Source organism: Pseudoalteromonas agarivorans, assembly GCF_024518735.1.
GTDB lineage: Bacteria > Pseudomonadota > Gammaproteobacteria > Enterobacterales > Alteromonadaceae > Pseudoalteromonas > Pseudoalteromonas atlantica.
On record NZ_JANIGJ010000002.1, the window covers coordinates 489,748 to 506,805 of the forward strand.

Here is a 17,058-nt window from a genome sequence, read left to right on the forward strand (position 1 = left end):
GTTACTGCTTTATTTTGCTAATCACTTTAGAGGTTGAACAACCATCTAAAAATGTCAGCACTTCTACTTTGCCACCATGGCGTAGCACATGATCGGCGCCAGCTATTTGCTCTACAGTGTAATCACCACCTTTAACTAAAATATCGGGGCTTATTTGCTCGATTAATTTAGCCGGTGTGTCGTTTTCGTCAGCGCTGCCAAAGGGAATTACCCAATCTACAGAGGCGAGTGCACTTAATACCATTGCGCGCTCATCAAGTGGATTTATAGGGCGCTCAGGGCCTTTTAAACGCGTAATTGAATCATCATTATTTAAACCAACAACGAGCCTATCTCCACGTGCTTTGGCTTGGGCTAAATAGCGTACGTGGCCTGCGTGTAAAATATCAAAACAGCCATTGGTAAACACTATCGTTTCGCCATTTTGCTTAGCAAACTCAATGTGTTGCAATACATCGTCAAACGGAGTTTGGTAGTGCTCACCATTGATGTGCAAGTATTGGCCAAGCTTTTGGCTAAGCTCTTCTGGTGAAACCGTTGCCGCACCCAATTTACTTACTACAATGCCTGCGGCTAAATTAGCAATTTCTACCGCATCTTTAGGCTCCATACCTGCCCCGAGCATCACCGCAAGCGTGGCTATAACAGTATCGCCTGCGCCAGTTACATCGCTTACTTCTAGCTGCTGCGCTGCAAAGTCGTGTTTTTCATCAGCGTTAATTAATGACATACCTTGCTCTGAGCGTGTAAGTAGCATGGCTTTAATACCATTTTTACTAATTAGCTCACGCGCGCTTTGTGCTAATATTTCTTCAGAGCCTGTTTTACCCCCAGCCAAATTAAATTCATGTAAATTAGGGGTAATGTAGTCTGCGCCTTCGTATAAGTGTAAGTCGGGCGATTTAGGATCTATAAGCACGGTTTTACCCGCCGCTTTAGCAACGCTAACCATTTCTTTAATTAAGCTCAGCGAGCCTTTGCTGTAATCAGAAAATACCACAAAGTCGTAATCATCAAGCACCAGCTCTAAACGGTTTAATAACAACTGGCTATGCTGCTCGCTAAAGGTTTCTTCTAAATCTAGGCGCACAAGTTGTTGATGGCGGCTAATTACACGCATTTTAGAAATAGTGGGCAAATCGCATACACTAACAAGCTGTGAATGTATTTTTTCACCTTTTAAAATAGTTTCTAAGATTTGCCCGCTTTCATCTTCACCAATTAAACCAAGTAAGCCCACTTTGGCATCAAGTCGCGCAATGTTTTTTGCAACATTTGCAGCGCCACCCGCTTTATCTTCAAACTTGCTTACTTTAACAACGGGTACTGGAGCCTCTGGCGAAATACGCCCTGTATCGCCATACCAGTATCGGTCTAGCATAACATCGCCCACAACTAAAATACGCGCTTTAGATAAGTTTTTTAATAGCGATAAATCCATTACTGCTGCTCCGCAACAACCATATCGATAGCTTCACATAACCAATGGCCAATAAACATATGTGCCTCTTGTATACGGGCCGTTTCATCATTTTTTATAATAATGGGCAATTTAGCAATGTCTTTTACTTTACCGCCCTCGCGTCCAGTTAAGGCAACCGTAAACGCGCCAATTTTGTTAGCCGCTTCCAGTGCTAAATTAATATTGGCGCTGGTACCTGAGGTTGTTAAACCAATCACTAAATCTTCTGGTTTACATAAAGCCTGAACTTGGCGTTCAAAAACCGTATCAAAGTGGTAGTCGTTACTGTGCGCAGTTAATATTGAGGTATCTGTGGTCAGCGCCATTGAGGCAAGTGGGCCACGCTCTAACTTATAACGCACAACAAATTCGGCAGCTAAGTGCTGTGCATCGGCAGCACTGCCGCCGTTGCCAAACCAAATAACCTTACCACCAGCTTGCAATGCACTGTGGCACGCTTCTAATAATTGCATAGACTCTTGATGATAAGCCTCCATCGTTTCAAATAAGGCTTGATGACGGTTTAAACTTTCAACGTAGCTTGTTGCCACAGAATCGATAATTGACATGAAAAATTCCTCTAGGAACTGAAATGGCAGGAAAAAATTAAATCCATTATTCCATAGTTTTATTTAGTTGTGTGTATTTTATGGGAATATAGCTGAACTGAATTATAATTTAGTGCTTCACATGTTCAGAAATTATCACTTTCGCGTTAAACTAGCGCCACTTACCTTAATAAAAGTTCAGTATGGCACGCATTTTTTACTCACTCGCTTTAATTTTAATTAGCCCACTGATTGTATATTACTTGTATGTACTAAGAGGTAAAAAAAATAAAGGCTACCGCGCGCACTTTAAAGAGCGCTTTGGTTTTATTAGCAAACACTTATTTAATAATAGCGCTAAACCGGTTGTGTTCCACTGCGCTTCTGTAGGTGAGGTCCTTGCTGCAGCGCCACTGATTAAAGCACTGCAAAAACAACACCCGCAGCTTAATATACTTATTACCTGCAATACTCCTACCGGGCGTGCGCAAATTAGTGAACAATTTAAAAATACCGTGGCGTGTTGTTATTTACCTATAGACTTTGCAGGTTCGAGCGCTCGATTTTTAAAGCGCGTAAATCCACAAGCACTGTGTATTTTAGAAACTGAGCTGTGGCCTAATTTAATGGCAATAAGCCATAAAAAGACTATTCCGGTATTAGTGCTTAATGCTCGCCTAAGCGAAAAATCGCAACAGGGGTATCAAAAGGTGGCAGGGTTAACGCATATAATTATGCGCTCAATTTCAGTGCTTGCAAGTCATAATAAAAGTGATGCTAAGCGCTTTATTGAACTTGGTTTACCCCTTTCAAAAAGCCATGTTACAGGCTCAATAAAGTTCGACATTACGCCAAGCAATGAGCAACTAACTAAAGTTGCAAATCTTAAAGCCGAGTATAAAACCAAAGAACGTTTTGTATGGGTGGCAGGCTCTACTCACCCGCTTGAACACGAAATGATATTAAACGCCCATCAGCAGCTATTAAAAAAATACCCTAATGCACTTTTAGTTATAGCACCGCGTCACCCTGAGCAATTTGATAAAGTAGCCGATACGCTAACTCAAAGCCCACTTAGCTTTAGTCGTCGCAGCAACAATAACTATCAAAACGAGCAAGTACTATTAGCTGATACACTGGGCGAACTACAGTGTTTATATGGCGCAGCGAATGTAAGTTACATAGGCGGCAGTTTAATTCGCCGAGGTGGGCACAACCCACTAGAAGCTGCTGCTTTTTCGGTTGGTGTTATTACAGGCCCACACACGTATAATTTTGATCATATCTACCCTGAGCTAATTAAACTTAAAGGGGCTGTCGTTGTTGAAAATACCGACGAGCTTGCTAAACAATTAATTAATTTAAGCCAAAACACCAAAGCGTGCCAAAGCTTGGGTATTAAAGCGCAGCAATGTGTAGTTAAAAACCAAGGCGCCATTGAAAAAACATTAACCATTATAAATCAGTATTTAGAGCCAAAAGCATGACTCATCAAGCAATCGCCCAAACCCGCGAGTGGGTGTCATCTGTTATTGTAAAATATAACTTTTGCCCATTTGCCCGTAAAGAAGTAGAAAATAACTGTATTCATTATGTGCTTAGCCCTGCAACAAAAATTGATGACGCTGTAATGGACATGCTAGAGCAGTGTGTGCAGCTTGATCAAAACCCAGAGCGCGAAACCACATTAATACTGTTTGATAACGGCTTTAGCGATTTTGAAGACTTTTTAGATTTAGTCGATTTAGCCAATGCCTTACTGGTAGCCCAAGGGTTTGAAGGTAAATACCAAATTGCTAATTTTCATCCCGATTACGTGTTTGCCGACAGCGATGAAGATGATGCGGCAAATTACACTAACCGAGCCCCCTACCCTACACTGCATTTAATTCGCGAACTGAGTATGAGCGAAGCGCTTGATAACTATAACGAGCCTGAATCTATACCAGAGCACAACATAAAGCTTGCAAGGCGCAAAGGATTCGACTTTTGGCAGCAACTTTTAGCAAGTATAAAAAAACCGAGCGCCTAAACGCTCGGTTTTTAAGTAATATGTTTAGCTGCTTGTATTACTTTTTAACCCAGTTACCATTCACTTCAATATAGTGGCCACTTTTGGTCTTTTCGATTGTTTTAGCTGCTGCGAGTGCCTCTACTTGTGCCAGCGATAAATCGTTCTTTTTAGCCAGCTTTAAATACTGTGCTTTACGTTTAGCGTTAATTTCTTCAACCACGGCTTTTGCCTCGCTGTTTTGTACCACAAGCCCTAAGTAACCAGAGCTATCTTCACCCACTAAGCCTTGGTTTTTAGCATCATCTAAACTAATAGCCCACGCCGAAAACGACAAACATACCGCACTTACTAAAGTAGCAATACTTAATTTATTTTTTATAGTCATCATTTAGCTCCTAAAATAATTCACTGTCGTCACTGAATAAGTTATCGAGTTCTTTATCTACTTTTACTCGAATTTCGTGATCTACTTTTACATTTAGATTGATCGTTATCGGCTCTTTCGCTGCCACCTCTACTCTGTGGGTACATGCGCTTAAAGCGCTAATAGCAGCAAGTGCAATAACGGCCTTAATGCTCAACAAATTTTTCATCATTAGTTTCCTTTTTTAGAGTATTGCTGCTCAACTTTTTGCGTTATTTCGTCGCTCAGTCTAAGCGCTCTTAGCAACGTAAACACGTTTTCTTCGTGATTATAATTAAAGTTAACTTGTTGCTGCTCTGGCTCATTAAAGCCTTGTAAGTTAACACCTAAGTTTAACCAGCCATCACTTTTAAGCGCTACTGTACTATTAAGTTTTTGTATATCAAGGTTTTTGAGCAACCCAAGCACAGGTTGTAACTCTTGTTGCTGGCGCATAACAGCGTCAAACGCTTCGTTATTACTAATAATAAGCTTCCCTTGGCCTTGATTGGTTAGGCTGCCATTTTTTACCTCAACCCCTGTGTCATCAAAATAAAACGGCAACGACCCTTTTAGCCTACCTGTTAGGGTAATACCCGACTTATCGTCAAGCGTTATTAATTTACTGGCATCAACATTTTCAAACGTAACATTAGCTGTTTGCTGCTGCTTTAAAAGCGTGTATTTATCTAAAGAAAATTTACCACCAAAAATATCGCCTTCAACATCAAAGGCCTGCGCGCTATTATTAACCACTTTAATATTACCAGTGATACTTTTAACTACAGCGCCTGCACGTAATTCATTAAGATTAAAGGTAGTAGGGGCAACATTAAGCTGCCCTGAATCGTACTGCCCACCTAGCTGCATACTAAATTGATTAGCTAAGTAGTCGTTATACAGTGCACTGGTATCAGTCATCGTTAAAGTAAAATTTGCTTTTTGTAAATTCACATCACCATTTATACGCCCACCCAATTTTCCTTGGGTTAGCTGAGCTAACGGTTCAAATTGGCTAACGATTGAATTTAACGAAAGCACACTTTGCTGCGGTATAATCACTTCAAACGGATGCGCTACCTTTGAAACATGGTGATTGGCCACCAGCTCAACACCATTTACAAATACATGATGAGACGCTTTAAGCGCGCGACTTTGCAGCCCAGTTGACGTTACGTTTATTGTATTTAAATCGATATTTGGACTAATGAGTGTATTTATTTGGGTGTTTGCATTTAAGTGAGCAAATAACTCACCCACACCTAAGTTTGCTCTTGCATTAAGGGTGTTATTAATACCGGTGAGTTTATACTCGTTGTATTGCACGCTTTTAAGCTTACTTTTAAGCGTTACTTTTGCATCGAGCTTTTCATTCATACTTGCTTCAAGGTTACCTGTGTAGCCGTTAAGAGCGCTGCCATAAGCAGCTGCGCTATCAAAGCTTAACTCAATACGTGCGTTCCCTACGGGTTTAAAGTCAATAAGTTGAGTGACTGTAAAGTCCCCCTTGGCTTTAATATTATTAGCCTCAGCCGGTAAAAATTCAGGCAAAGCGGTAAGCGCAATATCGTAATTACCGCTTAATTGAGCGTTTTTAAGCTGCGTACTTAGCGTTATAGCGTCTATTTCATCTGTATGTAGCTGTGCTTTTAGCTGTGTGCGTGCGCTTTGTAACGGTGCTGCAGTATTTATAAACGTATCTGTAAACGTTATATCTATATTTTGCTTGGCTTGCTCTGCACTTTTGAGCGTTATTAACGGTAAGGTTAGGTTGTTTTGCGCAAAACTAATTGGTTTAGCTAAAGCCCATTGCCAATTAAGTGGTAGCTGCTTTACAGCAAATGACTTGTAGGCACTTTCAGGAATAAGAGATTGGCAGTTATTACTAAGTTTTACATTGTTTTTAAGCTTGCTTGGGTCAAGCTCAAGGTTTTGACTATTTAAATTATAGGTAGCACTTAGCACACCTTTGGAGCTGTTTGTTATATCGCAGCTTTGTATTTTATAGTCATACTGGGCTTGTAAATCACCTGTAAGGCTTGCCTCTACCCCGTTAAAGCTAAATGCCTGCGCTGCATTAAAGCTAAGTCCACTTAATAACTCATTATCTGTTTTAAGTAGTTGCTTCAATAATCCATCATTAACTTTAAGCTGCCCTTGTACCTTATTATTGTAAAGCGTTGCGCTTGCGTTTAAATCACCATTGACTACAAACTGGTTAAGCGTGGGCTCGGTGATATTTAGCATTAGCGGGCGCTTTAAAAGCGCACTGTGTATAGTTAAATGCTCAACTGTAATTGTTGGCCTTTTTTCAGGAAGTGCTAAATCTAAAATTGTGGCAGCAGTGCTTGTTTTACTACTTTGAGGGAATGGATTTACATTAAGTACTGCGTGTTTAACTTTAACATGCTTGGTATTAGCAGTAATACCTGTAAGAGCAAGCTCTTGATTTTGGTAACTTAAACAGGCTTTTTGTACGTGCACATTTAACTTACTCGTAAGCGAAAAATCTAAGCAGCTTAAGGTAACACCCGCTTTTTCAAGCTCAGGCGCTACAGCCCATTGTAATAGTGGCAAACGAAATACATAGCCAAGCAAAACTATACTTAGCAATACAGCACCCATAATTAAACCAACGCGCTTTAACATACTGTCCTTATAAGCTTTTATTTATACTTTACAAACTATCGTAATTTTAAATCTACGCAATCAAAAAAGGCTGCACAGTGCAGCCTTTTTTATTTTACAGCTAGATTATGAATCTAACTTGTATATGTCGTTTTTAACCTACATTTTTACGTGCGTTGCGGAACATACGCATCCACGGACTATCCTCTTTCCACTCATCTGGGTGCCACGAGTTAGCAACAGCGCGGAATACACGCTCAGGGTGCGGCATCATTACAGTGGCACGGCCATCAGTAGAGGTAATACCGGTAATACCCTCTGGTGAACCATTCGGGTTAGCCGGATATTGCGTTGTCGGGTTACCATAGTTATCTACAAATTTAACCGCAACAGTGCCGCTTTCAAGCGCAGCTTTAGTGGCAGCATCGTTTGCAAATTCTGCATGGCCTTCACCATGAGATACAGCAATTGGCATACGCGATCCCGCCATTCCATTAAAGAATACAGACGGGTTTTCTTGTATTTCAACTAAGCTAAAGCGTGCTTCAAAACGCTCTGACTTATTTGTTACAAAACGTGGCCAATGCTCAGTACCCGGAATTAACTCTTTCAATGTTGATAACATTTGACAACCATTACACACACCTAAGCTAAAGGTGTCTTCACGGTGGAAGAAGTTTTGGAACTGATCGCGTGCCATATCGTTAAACAATATAGACTTAGCCCAGCCTTCACCAGCGCCTAATACGTCACCATAAGAGAAACCACCACATGCCACTAAGCCTTTAAATTGCTCAAGGGTTAAACGCCCTTCGAGGATATCGCTCATGTGTACATCAACAGCGGCAAAACCAGCACGGTTAAACGCAGCAGCCATTTCTAAATGCGAGTTAACGCCTTGCTCACGTAAAATAGCCATTTGCGGCTTAGCGCCCGTTGCAATGTACGGTGCGGCTATATCTTCGTTTAAGTCAAAGTTAAGTTTTACGTTTAAGCCTGGATCTTTTGCATCAAACTTGGCATCAAACTCTTGCTTAGCACAATCAGGGTTATCACGACGTGCTTGCATTTGGTACGTTGTTTCGGCCCAAATAGTACGTAATTCAGTACGAGTATGATTAAGTACAGTTTGCTCACCGCGCTTAAATACAATGCTATCGTCGCTATTAAGCGAGCCAATCACGTGGCTAATTGCAGCAACACCGTGTTGTTCAAATACAGCATTTACGGCATCTAAATCGCTGTTAGCAACTTGAATTACCGCGCCTAGCTCTTCGTTATAAAGTGCTTCTAGGTCTGTTCCGGTTAACCCAGCTAAATCAACAGTCACACCGGTGTGCCCAGCAAATGCCATTTCAGTTACAGTAGTAAATAAACCACCGTCTGAACGGTCATGATAGGCAAGTAGCTTGCTATCAGCGACAAGTGCTTGCATGGCATTGTAAAAGCCTTTAAGTAGCTCAGGGTTGTCAACATCTGGAGTAACATCACCAAGCTGCTTGTAAACCTGTGCAAGGCTTGATGCGCCCAGTCGGTTTTTACCCGCGCCTAAGTCAACTAAAATAAGTGATGTATCGCCTTTATCAGTACGTAACTGCGGAGTCACTGTTTTACGCACGTCGTCAACACGACCAAAGGCAGTAATAATAAGTGATAACGGAGAAGTAACTGATTGCTCAGCACTATCATCCTCGTTTTTCCATGTCGTTTTCATCGACATAGAATCTTTACCTACAGGGATAGTTAAACCAAGCGCAGGACAAAGCTCTTCGCCCACCGCTTTTACAGCTTCGTAAAGGCCGGCATCTTCACCAGGGTGGCCGGCTGCAGCCATCCAGTTAGCCGAGAGCTTAATGTTCTCTAGGCTTCCAATGTTGGCACAGGCAATATTGGTTAGTGACTCTGCCACGGCTAAACGCGCCGATGCACCATAATTTAATAGTGCTGCCGGCGTGCGCTCACCCAGTGACATAGCTTCACCGTGGTAAGTGTCGTACGTTGCTGCGGTAACTGCACAGTTAGCCACAGGTACTTGCCAAGGACCCACCATTTGATCCCGTGCTACTAAACCGGTAACCGAGCGATCGCCAATGGTAATTAAGAATGTTTTTTCTGCAATGGTAGGTAAGCGCAGTAAACGCTGAGCAGCCTCGACTATATCAATCGACTCTGCATCAATTGCCTTACCGGTAACTTGCTTTGAAGTTACATCGCGATGCATTTTAGGTGCTTTACCTAATAATACATCAAGCGGCAAATCAACAGGGCTGTTATCAAAGTGGCTGTCGGCAACAGTTAAGTGGCGCTCTTCTGTGGCTTCACCTATTACTGCGTACTGCGCACGTTCGCGCTTACAAATGGCTTCAAAGCGATCAAAGTCTTCAACAGCAACAGCCAGTACATAACGTTCTTGCGATTCGTTACACCAAATTTCGTGTGGGGCCATGCCCGGCTCATCGTTAGGAATATCACGTAGTTGGAATTTACCACCACGGCCACCATCATCTACAAGCTCAGGAAACGCATTAGATAAACCACCGGCGCCTACATCGTGTATAAACGCAATTGGGTTTTCATCCCCTAGTTGCCAACACTTATCGATCACTTCTTGGCAACGGCGTTCCATTTCTGGGTTTTCACGCTGTACAGAAGCAAAATCTAAATCTTCGTTTGACTGGCCCGATGCCATGCTTGATGCTGCACCGCCGCCTAAACCAATGTTCATCGCAGGGCCACCTAGTGCAATAAGTTTTGCACCGACTGGAATATCCCCTTTTTGAACATGATCAGCACGAATATTACCTAAACCACCGGCAAGCATAATAGGCTTGTGGTAACCACGCACCTCTTCACCATTGTGACTTGTTACTTTTTCTTCGTAGGTACGGAAGTAACCTAATAAGTTAGGACGTCCAAACTCATTATTAAATGCCGCGCCACCTAAAGGGCCGTCCATCATAATATCAAGCGCATTTACGATACGATTAGGTTTACCAAAGTCGCTTTCCCACGGTTGCTCGTAACCCGGAATACGTAAGTTAGAAACAGTAAAACCAACTAAACCCGCTTTTGGCTTAGAGCCGCGGCCTGTTGCGCCTTCATCGCGAATTTCACCACCTGAGCCTGTAGCCGCACCAGAAAATGGTGCTATAGCTGTTGGGTGGTTATGGGTTTCTACCTTCATTAAAATTTCTATGTCTTCTTGATGATACGTATATTCACCTTGCGCATTCGGGAAGAAACGACCCGCTTTTGAGCCCTTCATTACTGCTGCGTTATCTTTGTACGCCGACAGCACATTTTCAGGATTGTGCTCAAATGTATTTTTGATCATTTTAAACAGCGATTTAGGCTGCTCAATACCATCAATTGTCCAATCAGCATTAAATATTTTATGACGACAATGCTCAGAGTTTGCTTGCGCAAACATAAATAACTCTATGTCGTTAGGGTTACGGCCTAACTTTTTAAAGTTTTCTACTAAGTAGTCTATCTCGTCATCAGCAAGCGCAAAACCTTGTTCAACGTTTGCCGCAGCCAATGCTTCGCGCCCGCCACCTAAAATGTCAACTGATGACATTTCGCGAGGCGAATCATTGCGGAATAACTGCGCTGCAGAAGCAAGTTCGCTATGCGTTGCCTCAGTCATACGGTCGTGTAATAACGCCGTTACTTGAGCAAGCTGCTCTGCACTTAGTTCACCTTCTACGTAATAAGCAATACCACGCTCAACACGGTGAACCTGTTTAAGGCCACAGTTATGCGCTATGTCGGTTGCTTTAGATGCCCATGGTGAAATGGTGCCAGGGCGAGGGGTAACTAAAATAAGTGTGCCAGCTGGGGTATGCTCGGCAATAGTTGGACCGTAAGTAAGTAGTTTTTCAAGCTTAGTTTGCTCATCAACACTCAAAGGCGAGGTTAAATCGGCAAAATGTGCATACTCGGCATATACATTGGTGACTGGAAGTTGCGATAGTTTGCAACGCGCTAAAATTTTATTAACTCTGAACTCTGAAAGTGCTGGTGCACCACGAAGGATCAACATAGATAATTTCATCCGGGGTTAGGGATTGAACGATATTTTAGGCGGGCATTATAGTCTATGTAGCACCGAGTTTTAACTCCAAATTGCGCTTTTCAGAAAATTAACTTTTTATTTATATAAACAGCAGCAAAATTACCAATAAAAGCTAAACGCTAAGTGACGCCATAGTGAAGTTTTGGTATAACGGGGTATGAGCTTTATGGGGCGGTTAATGTTGAAAGAAAAGCTAATAATTATCATCACTTTAGTTATGCTGTTGTGTGCGTGTAATATGCAGGAGCAACAAACTCAACTTGCCCAAATTAAAGCACAAAATAAAATACGTGTAGGTACCCTTGCCAGTGCCAGCAACTACTACCAAGCCGTGCAAGGCGAGCAAGGTTTTGAATACGAGCTATCTCAAGCTTTTGCCGACTACCTAGGTGTTGAACTAGAAATAGTACCGTTTTTTAATTTATCCGATATGTTTGAGCGCCTTGAAAGCGGCGATTTAGACTTAATAGCCTCAGGACTTACCTACAACAAAGTGCGTGCACAGCAATATCGCTATGGCCCCACTTACAGAACAATTAGCCAAAAGTTGGTTTATAAGCAAGGTCGAGTTCGCCCACGTGAATTTGACGACCTTGATGGAAACTTTACCGTTATAGCCAAAAGTAGCCACTCTTTAACCTTACAAAAAATAAAAAAGAGTAACCCAGATTTAACTTGGCAAGAAACCGAAGAACTGGATGAAGAGGAGCTTTTACAAGCCGTTATCGATGGCGAAATAGATTACACCCTCGCCGACTCACACACGCTTTCACTGTTTAGACGTTACCACCCAAATTTAAGTATTGGCTTTTCAGTTACCCGGAATGACCCCATAGCTTGGATCCTTAATAAATCAAAAGATGATTCGCTTTATGCACTGCTAGTGCCCTTTTTTGGTGACGTAAAACAAAGTAACCAGCTGTATGTGCTCGAAGAAAAGTACTTTGGGCACGTACGCCAGTTTAACTACGTTAATACGCTTGCATACATAGAAGCTATAAAAGAAACACTCCCCACTTACAGGCCTTGGTTTGAGCAATATGCAGGTAGCCTTGACTGGCGCTTACTTGCTGCGCTTAGCTACCAAGAATCTATGTGGAACCCTCGCGCTAAATCGCCTACAGGTGTGAGAGGCATTATGATGCTGACACGCAGTACCGCTAAACAAGTGGGCGTAACAAATAGGTTAGAGCCAGAGCAAAACATCCGTGGCGGAGCTAAATACTTAGCTAAGCTCGTTAAACGCATCCCAGATAGAATCCCGCAGCCCGATAGAACTTGGCTTGCTCTGGCAGCCTATAATGTAGGTTGGGGGCACGTTAACGACGCGCGCATTATTACCGAACAACAAGGGGCGAGCCCTGATAAATGGGCCGATGTTAAAAAGCGCTTACCACTTTTAATCAAAAAACGTTATTACCGTAAAACCCGTTACGGCTATGCGCGTGGCGATGTTGCGGTAAAATATGTTGATAACATTCGCAGGTATTACGATGCACTTGTATGGCTTGATGAAAATAATGCCCTAGCGCCAGAGCCAAAACCTGAATCAGAACCTGAAGCACCTAAAGTTGAAAAAGCAGCTCAACCAAGCAAAGAGCCTATAAACAACGATAAAACCGAACCTACCCCTTCGCTCTCACCTGAAGAAAAAAGTAAGCAAGGTGAAAATAACACGCAGCAGTCTCAGTAAAGCGTTTATATTTACGTTATAAAATGGGCTGCTCAGGCCTGTGAAACATTAATATGTGGGCACTAAACGCTTATTTTCTCATCTTAGCAGGCGCTAATTTCCCCTTCAGGCTTAACCACTCTAGTAACTAAATTAAAAATCTGTTTACTTGTCATGAAATGATCACTAATGTGTGTTTATAGTATATTTACCTGATTTTTAATATATATCTTGTGCCTTTCTCACTCTCACGCATTAGGAGAACACATGCTAAAACGTAGACGCACGCAAAAACTAAAACGCAATATTATTCATTCAACAGCCACCAGACGTCGTATTATGCTACGTAACTTACATAAAAAAATTATTTGGCGTCGTCGCATGTTTGCGATGCAGCAAATGATAGAAGTAGATTCAGATAAGGCTAACTAGTCACTAATTTGACGAGCTGCTTTTTTAGCCGCTTTAATTTGTTCTCGGCGTTGTTTAAAAAACGCCGAAATAGTACTACCACAGGTTTGCCCAAGCACCCCACCTAATACCTCTACCTGATGGTTCAGCCTCGGCTCTTGCAATAAGTTCATAATAGATCCAGCCGAGCCTGTTTTAGCATCTGGCGCACCGTAAACAAGGCGCTTTATTCTGCTATGCACTAACAGCCCGGCACACATAGAGCATGGCTCTAACGTAACGTACAAAGTGCAATCAATTAAACGGTAATTATTTAAAGCTCTCCCTCCTTCACGCACTGCAATCATTTCAGCGTGCGCAGAGGGGTCGTTATCAGTAATTGAACGATTATAACCCGCTGCAATAAGCGTGTTACCTTTTACAAGGACAGCTCCTACCGGAATTTCGCCCAATTGCTGCGCCTTATTGGCAAAAACTAATGCCTGCTCCATCCAATACTCATCGCTTTTTAGATCGTTCATAGTGCTTACTTTAAATAAATTTTCTTTTGGTATTATATCAACTTGCCTGTTTAAAATGCGTAATTGATTAAATTATTGCAAAAATAAAACAAAATAATGTGGTTTATCGTGGCTCATAGAGTGTGATTTACGCTATAATCTCACGCTTTTTTTATTTAGCTCACAACACAGGTAGCAAATGAAATTTCCTGGACGCCGCAGACATAAACATTATTTTCCAGTGGAAGCTAAAGATCCACTTACTAATCAGCTAAACGCAACTGAGCGATTACAACGTAGTTACATTACGGGTATCGATCAGATCGTTGTTGATATTGAAGCCAAAGTCGATCAGGCTTTTTTAGACGAGTTTCAACTTCGCCGAGGAATGTCGCAAGTTATTGATAGCGATATTACTAACGCACTTTACGACCGTTTAAAACTAAACGACATGGTTGATTACGAATTTGCCGGTGGCACCATTGGTAACACAATGCATAACTACTCTGTACTAGCAGATGACCGTTCAGTATTGCTCGGTGTTATGAGTGAAAACATAAAAATTGGCAGCTATGCTTATCGCTTTTTATGTAACACATCAAGCCGCGTTGATTTAGACTATTTACAACCAGTAGATGGCCCTATTGGCCGTTGTTTTACCTTAATTGATGAAACAGGCGAGCGTACATTCGCAATTAGCGCCGGTTTAATGAATCACTTAAAGCCTGAGTCTATCGATAAAGACTTAATTGAGCAGTCATCAGCACTTGTGATCAGCGCCTACCTAATGCGTACACAGGGTGATGAGACAATGACTGAAGCAACCATGCAAGCAGTTAAATACGCTAACGATGCAGGTGTACCGGTAGTTTTAACACTCGGCACTAAGTTTTTAATTGAGCAAGATCCAACCTGGTGGGCTAACTTTGTAAACGAGCATGTCGATATACTTGCCATGAACGAAGAAGAAGGGCTAGCAATTACAGGCTTTGAAGACCCGCTATTAGCCGCAGACAAAGCACTTGACTGGGTAGACTTAGTTATTTGTACCGCTGGCGAAAAAGGCTTATTTATGGCCGGTTACGTTGATGAGAGCTTTAAACGTGCAACCGAGTACCCACTATTACCAGGTGCCATTGCCGATTTTAATCGCTATGAGTTTTCTCGTGCAATGAAAAAATCCGATTGCGAAAACCCGATAAAAGCGTATAGCCATACGGCGCCATTCATGGGTGGGCCTGATTCAATCAAAAATACCAATGGTGCTGGCGATTGTGCGTTGGCTGCCGTGTTACACGATTTATCAGCAAACGTTTATCATAAGTTAAATGTCGCTAACTCAGCAAAACACGAACAAAAGGCCATTACCTACTCTTCTCTTGCACAAATTAGTAAGTACGCTAACCGCGCAAGTTACGAGGTATTAGTACAGCACTCTCCACGTTTATCACGTGGGTTACCAGAGCGTGAAGACTGCCTAGAGCAAGTGTACTGGGATCAATAAATAGGGAGCTGTGCGTGCTCCCTATTGCGGTATTTTAGAAAATCGAAATATCGAGCTTTTTAGATAGCAGCTCTAATGCTGCTATCCCCGCCACCGAGTTACCAAATTCATTAAGCCCTGGTGAATATACTGCCACTGTAAACTTACCCGGTAATACCGCTAATATAGTGCCAGACACACCCGATTTACCCGGCATTCCCACTCTGTAGCCAAAGTCTCCTGCCGCATCATATAAGCCGCTGGTGAATAAAATCGAATTTAATTGTTTATTCTGGCGACTACTCAAAACGCGCTTACCCGAGCTGTAATCAACCCCTTTATTCGCTAAAAAGTTATACGCTCTAGCTAACTCAATACAGTTAAGCTCAATCGCACAAAAATTGAAGTAAGACCAAAGTACATCATCGACGTCATTCTCAAAATTACCAAACGACTTCATTAAATGCGCCATTGCCGCATTTCTATGCCTAAACTCGTACTCAGAATTGGCCACTTTTTTATCAATCACTATTGCACTATTACCTGCAAGTAGCCTAAACGTTTCAAGCATTGAGTGGCGAGGTGCTGATAATCGACTGTACAAAGCATCGCACGTCACAATCGCGCCAGCATTAATGAAAGGGTTACGTGGTACGCCTTTTTCGAACTCTAACTGCGTAAGAGAATTAAACGCGGTTCCTGAGGGCTCTTTGCCTACCCGATGCCATAGTTCATCGCCATAGCGCTGTAGCGCCATTGTGAGTGTCATTACTTTAGAAACTGACTGAATAGTAAAACGTTTTGAGCAATCCCCCGCACAAATGGTTTCGCCATCAGTGGTATAAATAGCAATAGAAAACTGCTCGCTAGAAACCTCAGCAAGTGCAGGTATATAATCCGCAACTTTACCTTGTGATAACAAAGGGCGCACTTCGTGTGCTATTTCATCTAGTACAGTTTGGTAGTCAGCAGTGGGCAATTGACACCTCTATTTTGGCATTTATAAAAATTTGATTTTAACACGCACAACTTCTGCACGCCTAGCTATGTTACATGAATAAAATAGCAGATAAGCATGAACTTAATGTTTATTTTCAAAGTGATATTTACTATATCAAAGTAATACCAATCCGCAATAAGTCTTATCATTTTGCGGGGCTATAAAAAACTGATTACACTGAGCACGATGTGAGCCGTGACTTTGCCTCAGGAACTTAGCGTTATATAGGGGTATGAATGTTGTGGCTCAAAGGATTTACAAGGGCGGGCATTACAGAGACTGAGTTAGCATGAGATCTTGGCTTTTTATTAAACCCCACACAGCAAAAAACTCGTTACATCGCTGTAACGGGTTTCTTTAATTTAAATCCTGGTAATGTCGTAGTGCCCACAGCGGTGGAGAGTCACATAGCAAATGGAATATTATCATTGCGTCGGGAGTCGCTACTCTCGCCCGACCTACATTCTAGAAGTAGATTAGTGTGTATTAATTGTACGTATTTAACTTTTCTTCAGACGTAAAAAAGCCCGGCTCTTTCGAGTCGGGCTTTCTCGTATTTGAATCCTGGCAATGTCCTACTTTCACATAGCAAATGCTACACTATCATCGGCGCTGTTTCGTTTCACTACTGAGTTCGGCATGGGGTCAGGTGGGTCCAAAACGCTATGGTTACCAAGAAAATTCTTTTCAATTTTCTTATTTTATTTATTAAGCTTTAAGTCCTTCGACTAAATTTGGAGCCTGGCAATGTCCTACTTTCACATAGCAAATGCTACACTATCATCGGCGCTGTTTCGTTTCACTACTGAGTTCGGCATGGGGTCAGGTGGGTCCAAAACGCTATGGTTACCAAGCAAAT

Annotated in this window: 13 protein-coding genes and 2 rRNA genes; 5 read left to right on the forward strand and 10 right to left on the reverse strand. The window is 42.1% G+C overall.

Annotated features, from left to right (window positions below):
* Nucleotide 1: 1 nt before the first annotated feature.
* Complete coding sequence (gene hldE / locus NQT65_RS06615) at nucleotides 2-1,441, reverse strand: bifunctional D-glycero-beta-D-manno-heptose-7-phosphate kinase/D-glycero-beta-D-manno-heptose 1-phosphate adenylyltransferase HldE (RefSeq protein ID WP_096740045.1); 1,440 nt, start codon at nucleotides 1,439-1,441, stop codon at nucleotides 2-4.
* Entirely contained in the window at nucleotides 1,441-2,031 is a 591-nt protein-coding gene (locus NQT65_RS06620) for a D-sedoheptulose-7-phosphate isomerase (protein ID WP_004588568.1), read from the reverse strand. The genes hldE and NQT65_RS06620 overlap by 1 nt, the downstream gene beginning before the upstream one ends.
* Before the next feature lie 182 nt (nucleotides 2,032-2,213).
* Between NQT65_RS06620 and waaA the strand changes: the two genes are divergently transcribed.
* Together waaA and NQT65_RS06630 are read left to right on the forward strand one after the other, a co-directional pair.
* Nucleotides 2,214-3,497, forward strand: a complete 1,284-nt coding sequence (gene waaA / locus NQT65_RS06625) for a lipid IV(A) 3-deoxy-D-manno-octulosonic acid transferase (RefSeq protein WP_256850760.1) — start codon at nucleotides 2,214-2,216, stop codon at nucleotides 3,495-3,497.
* Nucleotides 3,494-4,042: a DUF1415 domain-containing protein gene (locus NQT65_RS06630; RefSeq protein WP_256850761.1), complete on the forward strand. Its 549-nt coding sequence runs from the start codon at nucleotides 3,494-3,496 to the stop codon at nucleotides 4,040-4,042. The genes waaA and NQT65_RS06630 overlap by 4 nt, the downstream gene beginning before the upstream one ends.
* A 37-nt stretch (nucleotides 4,043-4,079) precedes the next feature.
* Here the strand turns inward: NQT65_RS06630 and NQT65_RS06635 are convergent, their stop codons facing one another.
* The 4 genes from NQT65_RS06635 to purL form a co-directional block, all read right to left on the reverse strand.
* Nucleotides 4,080-4,409, reverse strand: coding sequence for a YdbL family probable chaperone protein (locus NQT65_RS06635; RefSeq protein ID WP_004588571.1), 330 nt, complete (start codon nucleotides 4,407-4,409; stop codon nucleotides 4,080-4,082).
* A 10-nt stretch (nucleotides 4,410-4,419) separates the two neighbouring features.
* Complete coding sequence (locus NQT65_RS06640) at nucleotides 4,420-4,617, reverse strand: YnbE family lipoprotein (RefSeq protein WP_004588572.1); 198 nt, start codon at nucleotides 4,615-4,617, stop codon at nucleotides 4,420-4,422.
* Between the two features lie 2 nt (nucleotides 4,618-4,619).
* Complete coding sequence (locus NQT65_RS06645; RefSeq protein ID WP_256850762.1) at nucleotides 4,620-7,076, reverse strand: intermembrane phospholipid transport YdbH family protein; 2,457 nt, start codon at nucleotides 7,074-7,076, stop codon at nucleotides 4,620-4,622.
* A gap of 133 nt (nucleotides 7,077-7,209) precedes the next feature.
* Nucleotides 7,210-11,100 (reverse strand): phosphoribosylformylglycinamidine synthase, encoded by a 3,891-nt coding sequence (gene purL, locus NQT65_RS06650; protein ID WP_256850763.1) that lies wholly within the window; start codon nucleotides 11,098-11,100, stop codon nucleotides 7,210-7,212.
* Between the two features lie 211 nt (nucleotides 11,101-11,311).
* Between purL and mltF the strand changes: the two genes are divergently transcribed.
* Nucleotides 11,312-12,826, forward strand: coding sequence for a membrane-bound lytic murein transglycosylase MltF (gene mltF / locus NQT65_RS06655; protein WP_256850764.1), 1,515 nt, complete (start codon nucleotides 11,312-11,314; stop codon nucleotides 12,824-12,826).
* A gap of 246 nt (nucleotides 12,827-13,072) precedes the next feature.
* Nucleotides 13,073-13,237 carry a hypothetical protein gene (locus tag NQT65_RS06660; RefSeq protein WP_004588576.1) on the forward strand — a complete coding sequence of 55 codons (165 nt, stop codon included), beginning with the start codon at nucleotides 13,073-13,075 and terminating at the stop codon, nucleotides 13,235-13,237.
* Here NQT65_RS06660 and tadA read toward each other — a convergent pair.
* Nucleotides 13,234-13,737, reverse strand: a complete 504-nt coding sequence (tadA, locus tag NQT65_RS06665; RefSeq protein WP_256850765.1) for a tRNA adenosine(34) deaminase TadA — start codon at nucleotides 13,735-13,737, stop codon at nucleotides 13,234-13,236. The two genes, NQT65_RS06660 and tadA, sit on opposite strands and share 4 nt — an antisense overlap.
* Nucleotides 13,738-13,915: 178 nt before the next feature.
* Between tadA and NQT65_RS06670 the strand changes: the two genes are divergently transcribed.
* Nucleotides 13,916-15,220 (forward strand): inosine/guanosine kinase, encoded by a 1,305-nt coding sequence (locus NQT65_RS06670; protein WP_256850766.1) that lies wholly within the window; start codon nucleotides 13,916-13,918, stop codon nucleotides 15,218-15,220.
* 34 nt (nucleotides 15,221-15,254) lie between these two features.
* On the opposite strand, the gene glsB is transcribed toward NQT65_RS06670, so the two are convergent.
* The 3 genes from glsB to rrf (NQT65_RS06685) all read right to left on the reverse strand — a co-directional run bounded on the left by glsB (nucleotide 15,255) and on the right by rrf (NQT65_RS06685) (nucleotide 17,053).
* Nucleotides 15,255-16,178: a glutaminase B gene (glsB, locus tag NQT65_RS06675; protein WP_004588579.1), complete on the reverse strand. Its 924-nt coding sequence runs from the start codon at nucleotides 16,176-16,178 to the stop codon at nucleotides 15,255-15,257.
* A gap of 583 nt (nucleotides 16,179-16,761) precedes the next feature.
* Nucleotides 16,762-16,876 (reverse strand): 5S ribosomal RNA (gene rrf / locus NQT65_RS06680).
* 62 nt (nucleotides 16,877-16,938) lie between these two features.
* Nucleotides 16,939-17,053 (reverse strand): 5S ribosomal RNA (gene rrf, locus NQT65_RS06685).
* Nucleotides 17,054-17,058 lie beyond the last annotated feature (5 nt).